Source organism: Methylosinus sp. sav-2 (assembly GCF_004366495.1).
Lineage (GTDB): Bacteria > Pseudomonadota > Alphaproteobacteria > Rhizobiales > Beijerinckiaceae > Methylosinus.
The window spans coordinates 947,469-961,628 of sequence record NZ_SOEJ01000001.1 but is presented as its reverse complement, the minus strand read 5'-3'; the positions used below and the strand labels follow the sequence as shown (position 1 = coordinate 961,628).

General features: G+C 66.7%; 16 protein-coding genes. 7 read left to right on the top strand and 9 right to left on the bottom strand.

What is annotated here, in order from left to right; all coding sequences use genetic code 11:
* The first annotated feature begins 13 nt into the window (after positions 1–13).
* Complete coding sequence (locus EDE12_RS04465) at positions 14–514, top strand: GNAT family N-acetyltransferase (RefSeq protein WP_024881336.1); 501 nt, start codon at positions 14–16, stop codon at positions 512–514.
* Here EDE12_RS04465 and queC read toward each other — a convergent pair.
* The 3 genes from queC to EDE12_RS04450 are packed head-to-tail and all read right to left on the bottom strand — an operon-like array spanning position 490 to position 3,230.
* Positions 490–1,209: a 7-cyano-7-deazaguanine synthase QueC gene (gene queC / locus EDE12_RS04460; RefSeq protein WP_026599554.1), complete on the bottom strand. Its 720-nt coding sequence runs from the start codon at positions 1,207–1,209 to the stop codon at positions 490–492. The two genes, EDE12_RS04465 and queC, sit on opposite strands and share 25 nt — an antisense overlap.
* 37 nt (positions 1,210–1,246) lie before the next feature.
* Complete coding sequence (locus EDE12_RS04455) at positions 1,247–1,621, bottom strand: DUF4180 domain-containing protein (protein WP_024881338.1); 375 nt, start codon at positions 1,619–1,621, stop codon at positions 1,247–1,249.
* Positions 1,622–1,679: 58 nt separating this feature from the next.
* Entirely contained in the window at positions 1,680–3,230 is a 1,551-nt protein-coding gene (locus tag EDE12_RS04450) for an ATP-binding protein (RefSeq protein WP_024881339.1), read from the bottom strand.
* A gap of 209 nt (positions 3,231–3,439) precedes the next feature.
* Here EDE12_RS04450 and EDE12_RS04445 point away from each other — a divergent pair, with 209 nt between their 5' ends.
* The 3 genes from EDE12_RS04445 to EDE12_RS04435 all read left to right on the top strand — a co-directional run bounded on the left by EDE12_RS04445 (position 3,440) and on the right by EDE12_RS04435 (position 6,536).
* Positions 3,440–4,153 carry a uracil-DNA glycosylase family protein gene (locus tag EDE12_RS04445; RefSeq protein WP_026599555.1) on the top strand — a complete coding sequence of 238 codons (714 nt, stop codon included), beginning with the start codon at positions 3,440–3,442 and terminating at the stop codon, positions 4,151–4,153.
* Between the two features lie 43 nt (positions 4,154–4,196).
* The gene (locus EDE12_RS04440; protein ID WP_026599556.1) at positions 4,197–5,753 is read left to right on the top strand and encodes a pyridoxal-dependent decarboxylase; all 1,557 of its coding nucleotides are present in this window, start codon (positions 4,197–4,199) and stop codon (positions 5,751–5,753) included.
* Positions 5,754–5,837: 84 nt separating this feature from the next.
* Positions 5,838–6,536 carry a spore coat biosynthesis protein F gene (locus EDE12_RS04435; RefSeq protein ID WP_026599557.1) on the top strand — a complete coding sequence of 233 codons (699 nt, stop codon included), beginning with the start codon at positions 5,838–5,840 and terminating at the stop codon, positions 6,534–6,536.
* A gap of 128 nt (positions 6,537–6,664) precedes the next feature.
* Here EDE12_RS04435 and EDE12_RS04430 read toward each other — a convergent pair whose 3' ends face one another.
* Complete coding sequence (locus EDE12_RS04430; protein WP_024881343.1) at positions 6,665–6,973, bottom strand: carboxymuconolactone decarboxylase family protein; 309 nt, start codon at positions 6,971–6,973, stop codon at positions 6,665–6,667.
* 113 nt (positions 6,974–7,086) lie between these two features.
* Here EDE12_RS04430 and EDE12_RS04425 point away from each other — a divergent pair, with 113 nt between their 5' ends.
* Entirely contained in the window at positions 7,087–7,638 is a 552-nt protein-coding gene (locus EDE12_RS04425; RefSeq protein WP_026599558.1) for a TetR/AcrR family transcriptional regulator, read from the top strand.
* On the opposite strand, the gene cobU is transcribed toward EDE12_RS04425, so the two are convergent.
* The 3 genes from cobU to EDE12_RS04410 form a co-directional block, all read right to left on the bottom strand.
* Positions 7,617–8,132, bottom strand: coding sequence for a bifunctional adenosylcobinamide kinase/adenosylcobinamide-phosphate guanylyltransferase (gene cobU / locus EDE12_RS04420; RefSeq protein WP_026599559.1), 516 nt, complete (start codon positions 8,130–8,132; stop codon positions 7,617–7,619). The genes EDE12_RS04425 and cobU overlap by 22 nt on opposite strands.
* Before the next feature lie 145 nt (positions 8,133–8,277).
* Positions 8,278–8,700: a SufE family protein gene (locus EDE12_RS04415; RefSeq protein ID WP_026599560.1), complete on the bottom strand. Its 423-nt coding sequence runs from the start codon at positions 8,698–8,700 to the stop codon at positions 8,278–8,280.
* A gap of 82 nt (positions 8,701–8,782) precedes the next feature.
* Positions 8,783–9,160, bottom strand: a complete 378-nt coding sequence (locus EDE12_RS04410; RefSeq protein WP_026599561.1) for a hypothetical protein — start codon at positions 9,158–9,160, stop codon at positions 8,783–8,785.
* Positions 9,161–9,378: 218 nt separating this feature from the next.
* Here EDE12_RS04410 and EDE12_RS04405 point away from each other — a divergent pair, with 218 nt between their 5' ends.
* The gene (locus EDE12_RS04405; RefSeq protein ID WP_026599562.1) at positions 9,379–11,205 is read left to right on the top strand and encodes an ATP-binding protein; all 1,827 of its coding nucleotides are present in this window, start codon (positions 9,379–9,381) and stop codon (positions 11,203–11,205) included.
* Positions 11,198–11,887, top strand: a complete 690-nt coding sequence (locus EDE12_RS04400) for a peptidoglycan-binding domain-containing protein (protein ID WP_051592576.1) — start codon at positions 11,198–11,200, stop codon at positions 11,885–11,887. The genes EDE12_RS04405 and EDE12_RS04400 overlap by 8 nt, the downstream gene beginning before the upstream one ends.
* A 45-nt stretch (positions 11,888–11,932) precedes the next feature.
* Here the strand turns inward: EDE12_RS04400 and EDE12_RS04395 are convergent, their stop codons facing one another.
* Positions 11,933–12,958 carry a sulfate ABC transporter substrate-binding protein gene (locus tag EDE12_RS04395; protein WP_084768644.1) on the bottom strand — a complete coding sequence of 342 codons (1,026 nt, stop codon included), beginning with the start codon at positions 12,956–12,958 and terminating at the stop codon, positions 11,933–11,935.
* A 163-nt stretch (positions 12,959–13,121) separates the two neighbouring features.
* Positions 13,122–14,057 (bottom strand): extensin family protein, encoded by a 936-nt coding sequence (locus EDE12_RS04390; RefSeq protein ID WP_026599564.1) that lies wholly within the window; start codon positions 14,055–14,057, stop codon positions 13,122–13,124.
* Between the last annotated feature and the right edge of the window lie 103 nt (positions 14,058–14,160).

Sequence of the window (14,160 nt, the reverse complement as noted above, 5' to 3'; positions counted from 1 at the left end):
TCGAGGACGACCCATGCGCATTCGCCCCGCTCGAAACAGCGACGCGCCGGCGATCTGGCGCGTCATCGGCCCGACCATCCGCGCCGGCGAGACCTATGCGCTCGATCGCGACATGAGCGAGGCCGACGCCCTCGCCTATTGGCTGGGCGCGGATCGCGAGACCTTCGTCGCGGAAGACGACGAGGGGAGGATCATCGGCTCCTATTACCTGCGCGCCAATCAGGCCGGCGGCGGAGCCCATATCTGCAATTGCGGCTATATGACCAGCGCCGAAGCGGCCGGTCGCGGCGTCGCCCGCGCAATGTGCGCGCATTCGCTGGATCATGCGCGCGAGCGCGGCTTTCGCGGCATGCAGTTCAACTTCGTCGTCGAGACGAACATCCGCGCCATCCGCCTATGGCGCTCTTTCGATTTCGAGATCGTCGGCCGGCAGCCGCGCGCCTTCCAGCATCCGACGCTGGGCTTGGTCGACGCCTTGGTGATGTTTCGTCAGCTCGGCGCGCCGGAAGGCTGAGCCGCGCGATATTTCTCCCAGCCGGCGGCGCGCAGGCGGCAGGCGGGACATTCGCCGCAGCCATGGCCCCAGTCGTAACGCTTGCCGCGTTCGCCGAGATAGCAGGTGTGGCTCTCCTCGACGATGAGCCGCACCAGCGGCTCGCCGCCCAGCTCCTCGGCGAGCTTCCAGGTCGCGGCCTTGTCGATCCACATCAGCGGCGTGAGGATTGCGAGCTTCCGGTCCATGCCCAAAGTCAGCGCTGTCTCCACCGCGCGGATCGTCGCGTCGCGGCAATCGGGATAGCCGGAAAAATCCGTCTCGCACATGCCGCCGACGAGACTGCCGATCCCGCGCCGATAGGCGAGCGCCGCCGCGAAGGTGAGGAAGAGGATGTTCCGCCCCGGCACGAAAGTATTGGGGAGACCAGAGGCGTCGAAGGCGATCTCGGCCTCGCGCGTCAGCGCCGTGTCGGAGATGGCGCCGAGCGCTTCTATGGAGATGGTGTGGTCCTCGCCGAGCCGCTCCGCCCACAGCGGCGAGATGCGCTTCATCCCCTCCCGCAGCACGCCGCGTTGCTCGAGCTCGACGCGATGACGCTGGCCATAGTCGAAGCCGACGGTCTCGACGCGCGCGAAGCGTGAGAGCGCGAAAGCGAGGCAGGTGGCGGAGTCCTGCCCGCCGGAGAAGAGGACGAGGGCGGAGTCTGACGTCAACACAATGCCTCTATATGGTTCGCCGCCGGCGGAAGCGTCAGGAACGCAGCGCCGAGAGCTTGCGAGTCAGCGCTTGGATATCGTCGACGAACCATATGGATCGCCCAAGATTCGCTTCATAGACGAAATCGCGCGTCGATCGGCTTCGATCCGTATGAGCGGATATATCCCCGACGATCGCCAACCGAAGACTGTAGTTGACGAATTTCTGAATCGTTTCGCCCGCGATGCGCGTTTCGAGGCGAAAGAAGTCTTCCGTTAGACGGGCGACCGGTATGGCCATCAAATTCGCCTGATGTTCCCAGGCCGCGCTCACGAAAGCATTGGCGTCGCGCTCCGTCTCGAGCTTTGCGCCCTCTGCGCAGCAGAGCAGCGTGCGAACGCCATGGATGTCACGCGCGATATCCGTCATATCGCCTGCCTTCTCTAGCTTTGGGAGGCAATTTTAGCTCAAATCGCGTCTGGCGTCCTCACGCCGCCGCATTCCTCCGCCGCTCGAGGCTGGCGAATTGCGGGGCGTCGTCGTCGAATTTCGGCAGCGCGTTCATCACGCGCTCCGGCGGGAAGACGACGATCGCTTCCGTGCCTTCGCGCACTCTCGACTTCAGCTTGAACAGACCGCCGTGCAGATCGACGAGGCCCTTGACGATGGGCAGGCCGAGGCCGGTGCCTTCCTCCGCATTCTTCTGGGCCAGCGTGCCGCGGCCGAAGGAGGACATGACGACGGCGATCTCCTCCTCTGGAATGCCCGGACCCGTGTCGCGAATCGCCACATATTGCCCGCCGGCGCTGGTCCAGCCGATCTTGAGCGTCACCTGGCCGCCCTGCGGCGTGAATTTGATGGCGTTAGTCAGGAGGTTCAGCACGATCTGCCGCACCGCGCGCTCATCCGCCCAAATGCGCGGGAGATCGGGCTCCTTGGCCTCGATCATCTCTATGCCGCGCTTTTGCGCGCGAATGGTCAGCAGATGGCGGCAATCCTCGACGACGCCGGCGAGCGACACGCTCTCTTCCTTCAGCTCGTAGCGGCCCGCCTCGACGCGCGAGAGATCGAGAATCTCATTGATGAGCATCAGGAGATGCTGGCCGCTCGAGTGAATGTCCTGCGAGTAATCCTTATAGGCCGCCACGGCGTGGACGCCGAAAAGCTCGTTCTTCAGCACTTCCGAGAAGCCGAGAATGGCGTTGAGCGGCGTGCGCAGCTCATGGCTCATTGTGGCGAGGAAGCGCGATTTGGCGAGATTGGCCTCCTCTGCGCGGCGGCGCGCCTCGTCGGAATTGGCCTTGGCGTGCTCGAGCTCGCCGATGAGATCGTCCTTCTCGATACGGAAGAACAGGCTCTCGCGCGTCACATGGTGAAAGCGCTTGGCCAGCACGACGAAGAAGACCTGCGCCGCGCCCACCAGCGCCAGCAGCGAGAGGCTCGTATCCTCTATCCCGTCTATGCGCAGGCAGACGACGATGGCGAGCGACATGGGCGTGATCGTCGCATAGACGGCGAAGGGTATGGTCGCCGTCACCATAGTATTGAAGGCCGCCGCCAGCATCAGCATGGCGGTGACGAAAGCCTTGGCGTTGGGGTCGCTCGCCTGCAGCAGCAGCAGCGCCATCGCCGCCCAGACGAGGCCGTGCAGAAATTCCGCGGCGACGAATTTGCTGCGCCAGCCGACGACATTGATCTCGTCGTCGGAAAGACGCTCGAGCTTCTTGGCGAGGCCGTAGCACAGCAGCAGGCTGGAGAAGGCGAGCACGGTCCAGATGACGTCGAGCTCGCCCTCCATCCAATAGCGGGTGAGCGCCGCCACCATGGCGATGAGCGCCGTGGCCGGCACGGCGGAATGGATGCGGGCGGAAGCGTAGGCGCGCAAGAGGCCGACGTCGCAGCCGCGATGGCCGGTGTCCGAGGTGGTGAGCTTCTCACGCGCCGCGCGCACCTCGGCGCTGCGGCGACGGCGCTCGGCGACGATGCGCGGATCCTTGCCCCGGCCTCGCTCGATCATCTCGGCGGTGATGTCATTCATGATACGCTGGACCCGCAAGCAACGAAATTCTCGCCTTCGAACGGCGACCCCGAAAAGGGAAACGCCGTCACGACCTTTCCAGAAGCCGAAATAAATCTCCGCAATCTAGGCGTCAGGTCGAGCGTCGCCGATAATGGGACGGAAACGTTAACGGGGGACTCACGACATTTGTCGAATTTGATGGAATGGTCCCGCGAGGGAACGCAAAAGTGACCTTTTCCACCGAAAGCGAAACCGTTCTGGCCGCGCTCGTCGCCGATGTCGGCGCCTGCCGCATCTGCGTCGAGCGGCCGCAGGGCGCGCCTCTGCCGCATGAGCCGCGGCCGGTGCTGCGCGTCTCGCCGCGAGCGCGGCTGCTGATCGCCGGTCAGGCCCCCGGAATGCGCGTGCATCGCTCCGGCCTTCCCTTCGACGACCCGTCCGGCGATCGGCTGCGCGATTGGATGGGCGTCGACCGCGAGACTTTCTACGATGTCTCGCGCATCGGCGTGGCCGCGATGAGCTTCTGCTTTCCGGGCTATGACGCCCATGGCGGCGATCTGCCGCCACGCCGGGAATGCGCGCCACATTGGCGCGACGCGCTGTTTTCAGCGCTGCCGCGGGTGGAGACGATTTTGGCGGTCGGCAAATATGCGCAGGCCTATCATCTGCGCCGTCTCGGCGTCGCGCTGCGAGCGAGCGTGAGCGTCACTGAAACGGTCGGCCGCTGGCGGGAGTTTTCGGCGCTCACCCCGAAGATCATCCCGCTGCCGCATCCGTCCTGGCGCAACACGGGCTGGCTGAAGCGCAATCCCTGGTTCGCGGCGGAGCTCCTGCCAGTGGTGCGGGCGGAGGTCGCCCGGCTGGCCGGAGCGGACGGCCCGGGCGAGAGCGGAAGCTGCGCCGCTTTCGGCGGCGATATTGCTTCGCAGCGCGAAAGCTGATTAGTCCTGTCCCACTTACGAAGCTCCCGGGGATGAAGCGGGAATGAACCACTCACAACGGCCGCCGAAGCCGATCGGCGCGGCCGTCCCGGCGCCCGCCGACGCCTCGCCCGCGGATCTCGATCCCACGGATTGGGAGGCGTTCCGCGCCGAGAGCCATCGCGCGCTCGACGCCATGATCGACCATCTCGCCACTCTGCGCGAGCGGCCGGTCTGGCGCGAGCCTTCAGCGGAGGCGCGCGAGCGCTTCCGGCGCCCGCTGCCGGCCGAGGGCCATGGCCTCTCCGCCGCGCTGGAAGATTTCGAGCGCTTCATCCAGCCCTACGCCAATGGCAATATCCATCCGCTGTTCATGGGCTGGGCGCAGGGCGCCGGCACGCCCGTGGGCATGATCGCGGAAATGCTCGCGGCCGGGCTCAACTCCAATTGCGGCGGCCGCAATCATATCGCGCTCGACGTCGAGCGGCAGATCGCCGCCTGGATGGCGGAGGCCTTCGGCTTCCCCCTGGATGCGTCCGGCGTCTTCGTCACCGGCACGTCGATCGCCAATTTCCTGTCGCTGCTGGTCGCGCGCGAGCATGCGCTCGGCGAAAAGAATGTGCGCAAGAACGGGCTGAAGGCGCTCGAGGAACAGCTCGTCGCCTACGCCTCGCGCGAGGCGCACAACTGCGTGCGGCAGGCGATGGAGCTGGCCGGCCTCGGCGCGCGCCATTTGCGGCTCATCGAGTCGGACGGCTCTCATTCGCTGCGCATCGACGAGCTGAAGCGCGCCATTGCCGAGGATCGCGCCGCGGGCTTGCATCCGTTTCTCGTCGTCGGCACGGCGGGCTCGGTCGACACGGGCGCGATCGACGATCTCGACGCGCTCGCCGACATAGCGAAGGCGGAAGATCTCTGGTTCCACATCGACGGCGCCTTCGGCGCGCTGGCCGTTCTCTCGCCGGCGCTGAAGCCTTTGGTGAAGGGTCTCGAGCGCGCCGATTCCATCGCCTTCGATTTCCACAAATGGCTGCATGTGCCCTATGACGCGGGCTTCTTCCTCGTCCGCGACCCGGAGGCGCATCGCCGCGCCTTCGCCGCCAACGCCGCCTATCTGACGCGCGCGCCGCGCGGGCTCGCGGCCGGTGAGATTTGGCCCTGCGATCTCGGCGCCGATCTCTCGCGCGGCTTTCGCGCGCTGAAGACCTGGTTCACCATAGAAGTCTTCGGCGCGCAGCAGCTCGGCGCCTGCATCGAAAAAAGCTGCGCATTGGCGCAGCGGCTGCGCGGCCATATCGAAGCCTCGCAGACTTTCGAGATGCGCGCGCCCGTGGCGCTCAATGTCGTCTGCTTCGGCGTGAAGGACGACGACGAGAGCGGCCAGCTCAATCGCGAGATCGTGATGGAGCTGCATGAGAGCGGCGAGGCGGCGCCGTCGCTCACTCTGCTCGACGGACATCCGACGATCCGCGCGGCGATCTTCAATCACCGCACGCGCGAGACGGACATAGACGACTTCATGCAGATGCTGGAGCGCGCCGCGCAACGCGCCCGCGGCGAGCCGCCGCTGGCGCCGCTGCCGACGCCGCGCGAGGAAGGCGAGCCGCTCTCGCAGGATTGAGCGAGCGAGCGACGCTGGCGTATCGCTTGCTTTTGCCTCGTGAGGAAGGCCGCCGCGGGCGGCCGCTCACGAAAGGCGGCGTTCATGAACGTCCTCGCCATCATCTCCGCCGCGACGACGCAGGACGGCCAAGCGACCGGCGTGCTGGCGCCGCTCGCCGGCGCGCCGCTGCTGGGGCGGCTGCTCGATCGTCTCGCCCATGCGGAAAAGCTCGCCGGAATCGTCGTCACCACCAGCGACGAGCCGGACGATGCGCCGATCCGCGAATTTTGCGCCGCGCGCGGAACGCCATGCCAGACGGGCGCGCGCGACGATCTCATCGGCCGCCAGCTCGCGGCGATGGCGGCGGCCGGCGCCAAGGGCGGCGTCTCGCTCGATGCGCGCAATCCGCTCATCGATCCGGCGCTCGTCACCCAGGTCGCCGATCTGCTGCAAATGACCGATGGAATGCTGGATTGGATCGGCAACACTCTGGCGCCGGCCTATCCGCGCGGCATGGAGATCGACGGCTTCACCGCCGCCGCGCTGACCGAGGCCGAGAAACGCTGCGGCGAGCCGGAGCAGCGTCGCCGCGGCCCCGCTTTTCTGCGCGAGCACGGCCGAATCTATCGCCCGTTGAGCCTGAAGGCTCCGCCGGAGGTCGCGCGGCCGGATGTGCGGCTCGGCGTCGAGAGCCTCGCCGATCTGCCGCGCATAGAGGCGATTTTTCAGAGCTTCGAGGGCCGCACAGATTTCACGCTGGCGGAAATATTGGCCGCCGCCGATCGGCTGGCGGCGCAATAGAGTGTTTTCGAGCGAAGTGGGAACCGGTTCGCGTGAAGAAAACACTACAGAACCAAGACTCTAGAGTCTTTTCGGTTCGATCCGAACCGGAAAGGCTCTAGCGCGTTTCCGAGCGGCGCGGCGCGCCGTCACTCCACGCCGGCGACATGGGTTCCATGGGTGACGGCGGCGCCGGCGCGCAGCGCCGCGGCGATGAAGACCGTCTCGGCGAGCTCCGTCTCGGTCGCGCCGGCGGCGATGGCCTGCTTGCGATGGATCTCGAGGCAATAGGCGCATTGCGTCGTCATGGCTACGGCGAGCGCGATCAGCTCCTTGTATTTCTTTGGAATAGCGCCATCGGCCATGGCCGCGGCGTCGAATTGCTTGAAGGCCTCCCAGGCGGCCGGCGCGGAGTCGCCGATCTTTTTCAGCCGCTTCACATTCTGCATATCGTACATGGCCTTCCCTCCTTGTGAACAGAGCCTACCTATCAGAAGATAGGTTAACACCATGCGCCATTGACGAAGAGCCTGTCAATGGCGCTACTCCCCCGGCGGAAGGACGGAGCAGAATGACGACTGCGCGACGCGGCGAGGCGACGGCCGCGAGGATTCTGGACAGCGCGGAGGAGCGGCTCTGCCGCTACGGCTATAATGGCGTGAGCTTTCGCGACATCGCCGCGGATGTCGGGGTGAAGAGCGCCAGCGTCCATTATTTTTTCCCCACCAAGCCGGCGCTGGTCGCCGCCGTGGCGCGGCGCTACGCCGATCTCTGCCTCGCGGAGCTGGGCGATCCGCAGGCGCGAACGCCGGCCGAGGCCGTGGCTCTGGTGGCGGAAATGTTCCGCCGCACGGTGGCGGAAAAGAAACGCATGTGCCTCTTCGGCATGTTGGCGGCGGAAGTGGGCGGCCTGCCTTCCGATGTCGGCGCGGAAGCGCGGCGTTTCTTCGCCGAGACGCTGGCCTGGCTCCGCCTCGCCCTGCGCGGCGAGGCGGCCGAGGCGGAGGCTATGCTCGCGGCTTTCGAGGGCGGCGTGCTGCTCGCCCGCGCCATGGATGATCCGGGCGTGCTGGAGAAGGTGACCGAGCGCCTGACTGCCCGTCACTTCACCGTGAGCGGATAACCGGCGACGACGAGATAGAGCCTCCCCGCCGCTGTGGCGACAGCCTGATGCAGCTCGCCGGCGGCGTCGCGAAAGCGCCGCGCCAACGCATTCTCCGGCACGATGGAGAGGCCGACCTCGGAGGAGACCAGCACCGTCGGCGCCCGCCGCTCGGCGAGCGCTTCGAGCAGCGCCGCGCGATCGGCGCGCAAATCCGCTTCGGCGAGCAAGCGATTGGTCAGCCACAGCGTGAGGCAATCGACCAGCAGCGGAAGCTCCGCGGGGGCCTCGCCAATGGCCGCGGCGAGCGCCTGCGGCGCCTCGACCGTGCGCCAATCCCCGGGGCGCCGCTCTCTATGCGCGGCGATGCGGCTCTGCATCTCCTCGTCGAAAGCCTGCGCCGTGGCGATATAGGTCCACGGGCCGGGCTCGGCGGTCACGAGCCGCTCTGCGAAGGCGCTCTTGCCGGAGCGAGCGCCGCCGAGGACGAAGGTCACATTTGGATTTTCGGTCATGCCCGACGGCGCCGAGCGGAATGCGCGCGGCGCCGGCCCCTATTTGCGCGTTCGATTGCGAAAATCGCTTCGCACTTTTCGGGACGATGCGCCAGAGGCCGTGCCCCTCGCGCGCTTCGCGAGGGGGCCGCGAGCCGCTAGAGCCTCACGCCGCGAGAGCGGCGCGCGCCTCGTTCTTGATGCGCTCGACCATGGAGCGGACGCCATTGCTGCGCTGGGGCGTCAGATGCTGGGCGAGGCCGAGCTCGGTGAACAGCGGCATGGCGTCGAGACCGATGATCTCATCGGCCGGACGGCCGGAATAGAGCGCCAGAATCAGCGCGACCAGGCCGCGCACGATATGAGCGTCGCTGTCGCCGCGCAGCGACAGGATCGGCGCGCCGCGGCCCTCGCGAATCACCTTGCTGTCGAGCCAGACCTGGCTCGCGCAGCCGCGCACCTTGTTCTCCTCGGTGTGGGCTTCGTCCGGCAGCGGCTCCAGAGTGCGGCCGAGCTCGATGAGATATCGATACCGATCTTCCCACTCGTCGAGCATTTCGAAATTGCCGATGATCTCGTCTATCACCATTGTTCGCTCGCCCGCTCGAGACGCCTTTCCGACAGTTATATGGCTACTGTCCGTTTTGGCGCAATCGCCAGCGATGATGCAATCACGGCGCCGCGCCGAGACCGGCGGGCCGGCGCGGCGGCTCGACCGCCGCCGTCGCGCGGCCGATTCGCTCCGCCGCCTGCAGGCAATCCATCGGATGCGCCATGCAATGGTCACGCGCGACTGCGACGATTCGGCTGGACGCCTCCTCGGCGAGATCGGCGAGCGCATCGCGCGCCAAGCCGACGGGCGAGGGCTCGGATTTCGAGGGCTCGGATTTGGCGGAAGCCCGAGGTCTGGCGGGAGGAATGACCGAGGCCGCAGCGGGGACCCGCGCCGCCACGGCGGGGTCGCGCGGCGCGGGCCGCCGCTCGGCGTCACGCAGAATGACGAGACAGATAACCCCGAAGAAAAACAGACTCTTGAAGAGAAATCCCACGGCCGCCGCCTCGCTTCGCCGGCGGGGAGCCGCCGCGCGCGAGAGAAACGATGGCGCGCCGCCGTTACCGCTTCGTAAATGCGGCGCGGGGCTAAGAAGTCGCAAACCATATGCGCCGTTCAGCGCCCGTAAAAACCGAAATCTTCCATTTCTGTGGTCGGTTTAGCAGTCACTTAAGACCGATTTGTCACATTGCCCTCAATCGGGAGCGTGTGATTTTGCGTAAGCCAGCTGCACCTTGGGCGACCGTGTCGAATGAATGGATCGAGCGTCTGGCGCAATCCGGGCGCGCGATCGATTCGATGGAGCGCGCGCGTCGCGAAGCCTTCCTCCTGTCTCATCTCGTTCTGGCCGCCGGCGTGCTGATCGCGGCTCCGCTGTGGATCGTCGTCAATGGCGCGCCGACGCTGGGCGAGAGCGCGATCTTCGCTCTGGCGCAATTGCCGCTGCTGTCGGTGGTCGCCCTGCTGCGCCTCGACAATTTGAAGACCGCGCAATCAATTGCCGCCTTCGGCTGGCTGGCGCTCGCCGCGGCCTGCCTCTTCACCGGCGCGCATGTCGGCGCGGCGGCGCCCTTCGGCGCGCTCGCTCTCATAGAGGCGACATTCGCCTGCGATCTCACCCTCGTTTCGGCGACGGCCTCGGCCGCTCTCGCCATGCTCGCCGTCGCGGCCCTCACGGCGGCGACCGGCGGCGGATTTTTCGAGACGCTGCTGGCGGCGCCTCTGGTCCTCTATGTCGTGCTGCTCGCCCGCAGCGCGGGGAAGGTCGAGACGGTCCGCTCCGAGGCCGAGGCGCGCAATCGTCGCGATCTGCGGCTCGTCTCCGAGGCGGCGGGCGATCTCGTCATCGGCTTCGACGAGGGCGGCGCGGTCGCCTCTGTCGTCGGAGAGGCCGCCAAGGCCTATGGGCTCGACGCGCGCGAATTGATGGGGCGCGGCTTTTTCCAGCGCGTCCATGTCGGCGATCGTCCAGCCTTCCTCAAGCTCGTCTCCGACGCCATCGCCACCGGCGAGGCGATGCGCGCCACGCTGCGGCTGCGCATCGGCCATGCGCGCAACGAGCGCGGCGAGTTCGTCGAGCCGGTGTTTCATTTCTTCGAGGCGCGCAGCAGCCTGGTGGAGGCCGCCGACGGCGAGCGCGCGGCCGGCGTCGTCTGCATTCTTCGCGATGTGACGGCCCAGCGTCACGCCGCCGAGACGATAGAGGCGGCGCGCCGCGAGAGCGAGATGGCCGCCGCCGGCAAGACGCGCTTCCTCGCCAATGTCAGCCATGAGCTGCGCACGCCGCTCAACGCCATCATCGGCTTCTCGGAAATGCTGGCGAGCGAGCAGCTCGCGCCGGCCGATCCGGCCAAGCGCCGCGAATATGCCGAGATCATCCGCAATTCGGGCCAGCATCTGCTCGCCGTCGTCAACACCATCCTCGACATGTCGAAGATCGAATCGGGCTCCATGCAGCTTTCGCCCGAGCCCTTCTCTTTGCCCGAGCTCGTCGATCAATGCGTGAGCATGATGCAGCTGAAGGCCGAGCAAGGCCAGGTGACGCTCTCGCGGGATTATTCCGAGCGGCTCGAGGAGATCGTCGGCGATAAGCGCGCCTGCAAGCAGATCATCATCAATCTCCTCTCCAACGCCGTGAAGTTCACGCCCGCCAATGGCCGCGTGCGCATCCGCCTCGCTCCGGACGGCAATTGCCTCGCGCTCTCCGTCACAGACAGCGGCATCGGCATTTCCGCCTCCGATCTCGGCCGGCTCGGCGATCCTTTCTTCCAGGCCAGCGCCAGCCATGATCGCGCCTATGAAGGCACCGGCCTCGGCCTCTCCGTGGTGCGCGGCCTGGTCGGACTGCATGGCGGAACCATTGCGGTGGAAAGCGCGCCGCGCAGCGGCACCAGCGTCACCGTGCGCCTGCCCCTCGATTGCCGTCCCTTTCAGAACAAGGCCCCCGCTCTCGCCAGGATCGAGACGATCGCCCGCCGCGGCGTCATCCGTCCCGCCGAGGAGCTCGAGACCGCCGAAGACAGGGTGAAGAAAATTGCGTGAAGCTCTCGCCGCCACAAATCATGATTTTTTGCTCCGCGACGAGGATCGCGGCGAGACGCAGCGGCGCGGCCGCGGCGCCAAGGACAAGGCGAAGGCCAATAAGAAAGGCGCGCTGACCAGGCTGTTCGGCGGACGCCGGCGCGGCGTCGTGTTTCTCTGCCTCGCCGGCGCGACGGCGATCGGCGTGCCGCTGAATGCGCTGTATTTCCAGGACGGCCGCCATCCGGCCCCGCTGTTCCGCGCCTTTGCGCCCGAACCCCGCGCGCCGGAATCCCGCGCTGCGGTCGAGGCGCCGGCGCCGCTGCCGCCCGCGCGCCCGCAGACCGCGACAGCGCCCGCCGCCCAGCCGCAATCCATCCAGCCCGCGCTCGTACCCCATGCGGCGGCGCCCAAGCCCGCGGCGAAGCCGGAGCAGGCGCGCGGCGAGAAGCGCGACGCGATCGGCGCGCTGCTCGGGCATAAGGCCGCGCCCAAGGCCGACGAGGCCGACAAGAATGTGCAGGCCGCGCAGCGCGCGCTCGCCAAGCTCGGCTATGCGCTGCATGCGGATGGCAAGATGGGCGGCGCGACGAAGCAGGCGATCGAGAAATATGAGCGCGACAATCATCTTCCCGTCACCGGCGAGGTGACGCAAAAGCTGCTGCGCAAGCTGCAAGGCCAGGCGAGCGTCGCCGCGCACTGACGAAAAGGAAAGAGCGGCGGACCTCCAGCGTCCGCCGCTTTCGCGTCAGGGCTTCTGCATCTCGTCGAAGAGCGCGCCATCGACGAAGAATTTCTTCTGCGCCGCCGGCCAGCCGCCGAAAGTCTTGTCGATCGTCACAAGATCGAGCTCGTGGAAGCGCTTCAAATCTTCCGGCGCGGCGAATTCCGGCTTCGACGGGCGATAGCCTTGCTTGGCGATGAGCGCCTGACCGGCCGGCGTGTAGAGGAAGCCGAGATAGGCTTCCGCGGCCTTGCGCGTTCCCTTGGCGTCCACATTGCCGTCGACGATCGACACCGCCGGCTCGGCGAGAATGGACAGCGACGGAACCACGATCTCGAATTTGTTCTTGCCGAACTCGTCGATGGCGAGAAAGGCCTCGTTCTCCCAGGCGATGAGAACGTCGCCGAAGCCGCGCTGCGCGAAGGTGGTGGTGGAGCCGCGCGCGCCGGAGTCGAGCACGGGCGCGTTCTTGTAGATCGCCTTCACCAGCTCTTTCGTCTTGGCCTCGTCGCCGTCGAACTTCTTCAAACCATAGGCCCAGGCGGCGAGAAAGTTCCAGCGCGCGCCGCCGCCGGTCTTGGGATTGGGCGCGACGACGACGACGCCGGGCTTGGCGAGATCGTCCCAATCCTTGATCCCCTTGGGATTGCCCTTGCGCACGAGCAGCACGATCGTCGATGTGTAGGGCGAGGAATTATTGGGGAGGCGCTTCTGCCAATCGGCCGGAATCTTGCCGGTCTTGCTGGCGATGGCGTCTATGTCATTGGCGAGAGCGAGCGTCACCACATCGGCGGCGAGCCCCTCTATGACCGAGCGCGCCTGCGCGCCGGAGCCGCCATGCGAGGCCTGGATCTGCACATCCTGGCCGGTCTTCTTCTTCCAATCGGCGACGAAGGCCTTGTCGATAGCCTTGAACAGCTCCCGCGTCGGATCATAGGAGACGTTGAGCAGCGTCTCGCCGGAGGCCGCAGTCGCGAGGCTCAACGAAAGCGCGAGGCCGATCGCGCGCAAAAACCCGCGAGACGGGAAAAGACCGAAATTCGTCTGCATGTCGCTCCTCGAGAAGCTCCGCATCATTCAATTCGCATGGCGTCGAGAGCGAGCCTGAAGGCTCGCTCTTTAGCGCCGTCGATCCGGCTGACGCAGACTATTAGTCTATGAGATTGATGTTCATATCGGCAATCACGCGTCCCGCGCAACCCGCGCGGGCGGATCAGCGCGCGCGGGGGCGGATGCTGGAGGTGACGTCCCAATCCTTCGGCCCGCTTTCGGGCGAGAGCGCCGAGGGCTTCGGCCGCACGGGCGGCATGGGCGCGGCGAGGATGAGGCTGTCATTGACGCCGCCGCGCGAGGCCTGCGCCTGAAAAGCGGCGAGCGGCGGCTGGGCGCCGGGCGTGTCGACATCGTCGTCGTCCGGCCCATGGGCGATGAGCTGCGGGTCCTGGCCCGGCGGCGGCGCGACGTCGCGCGGGACCGGCTTGCAGATATGCCGATCGCCATTGCGGCCATGCATGGCGAGATCGACATGAATATGATTGTAATGAAAGGCGTTGGAGCCGGGCGACAGCACGGTGGTGAAATGCCGGCAGGAGCCGCCGTGCACCTCGGCGAGAAAATCCTTCACCTGCTGCTCGCCATGCGTCCAATCGCGCACGATGGAAATCTCGCGCCCGTCGGCGAGCACGAAGCCGCCGATATCGAGCGCATTGCCGAAGGAATGTTCCGAGAGCGGCGCGCCCGCCTGCGCATTCATGCCGCGGCAGGAATAGGAGCCCATGGAATTGATCTGCGCCACCGGCTGGCCGAAGCGCGCCATGGCCGAGGGCTGCACCACATCGGCGAGCCATTGGTCGAGCTCGGCCACCATGGAGCAGTCGAGCGTCGCCCGCGCGTTGAACGCGACGGCGCCGCCCTGCAGCGCCGTGACCCTCAGCGGCTTGGTGAGGCCGCAAATGCCCGGCCCGTCGATCTCGGGCGCGAATTGCACATAGGCGGTGGGCTGCACGCGCTTTTCGGCGAGGCAGGCGTTCTCGGCGGTGGCGCGCCAGGCCGGGCGCTGCGGCTTGGCCATGAATCCGCAACCCGACAGCCCCGCCGCGGCGAGCGGCGCGAGGGAGAGCAGCAGCAATGGCGTTATACGGCGAGCCATGCCGCGACAATGACGGCGGAAGCGTTAACGCGGCGTCGAGAAGTTTGGTTAACGCCAGCGTTTCTCGAACGTTAGCCGGAATGGCGCGGCGAGCGCGAGATAC

Coding starts and splice junctions, on each gene's coding strand:
- cobU (WP_026599559.1), bottom strand. CDS start 8,132: ATGACCGAAAATCCAAATGTGACCTTCGTCCTCGGCGGCGCTCGCTCC.
- EDE12_RS04425 (WP_026599558.1), top strand. CDS start 7,087: ATGACGACTGCGCGACGCGGCGAGGCGACGGCCGCGAGGATTCTGGAC.
- EDE12_RS04415 (WP_026599560.1), bottom strand. CDS start 8,700: ATGGTGATAGACGAGATCATCGGCAATTTCGAAATGCTCGACGAGTGG.
- EDE12_RS04450 (WP_024881339.1), bottom strand. CDS start 3,230: ATGAATGACATCACCGCCGAGATGATCGAGCGAGGCCGGGGCAAGGAT.
- EDE12_RS04390 (WP_026599564.1), bottom strand. CDS start 14,057: ATGGCTCGCCGTATAACGCCATTGCTGCTGCTCTCCCTCGCGCCGCTC.
- EDE12_RS04455 (WP_024881338.1), bottom strand. CDS start 1,621: ATGACGGATATCGCGCGTGACATCCATGGCGTTCGCACGCTGCTCTGC.
- EDE12_RS04430 (WP_024881343.1), bottom strand. CDS start 6,973: ATGTACGATATGCAGAATGTGAAGCGGCTGAAAAAGATCGGCGACTCC.
- EDE12_RS04395 (WP_084768644.1), bottom strand. CDS start 12,958: ATGCAGACGAATTTCGGTCTTTTCCCGTCTCGCGGGTTTTTGCGCGCG.
- EDE12_RS04435 (WP_026599557.1), top strand. CDS start 5,838: ATGAACGTCCTCGCCATCATCTCCGCCGCGACGACGCAGGACGGCCAA.
- EDE12_RS04465 (WP_024881336.1), top strand. CDS start 14: ATGCGCATTCGCCCCGCTCGAAACAGCGACGCGCCGGCGATCTGGCGC.
- EDE12_RS04440 (WP_026599556.1), top strand. CDS start 4,197: ATGAACCACTCACAACGGCCGCCGAAGCCGATCGGCGCGGCCGTCCCG.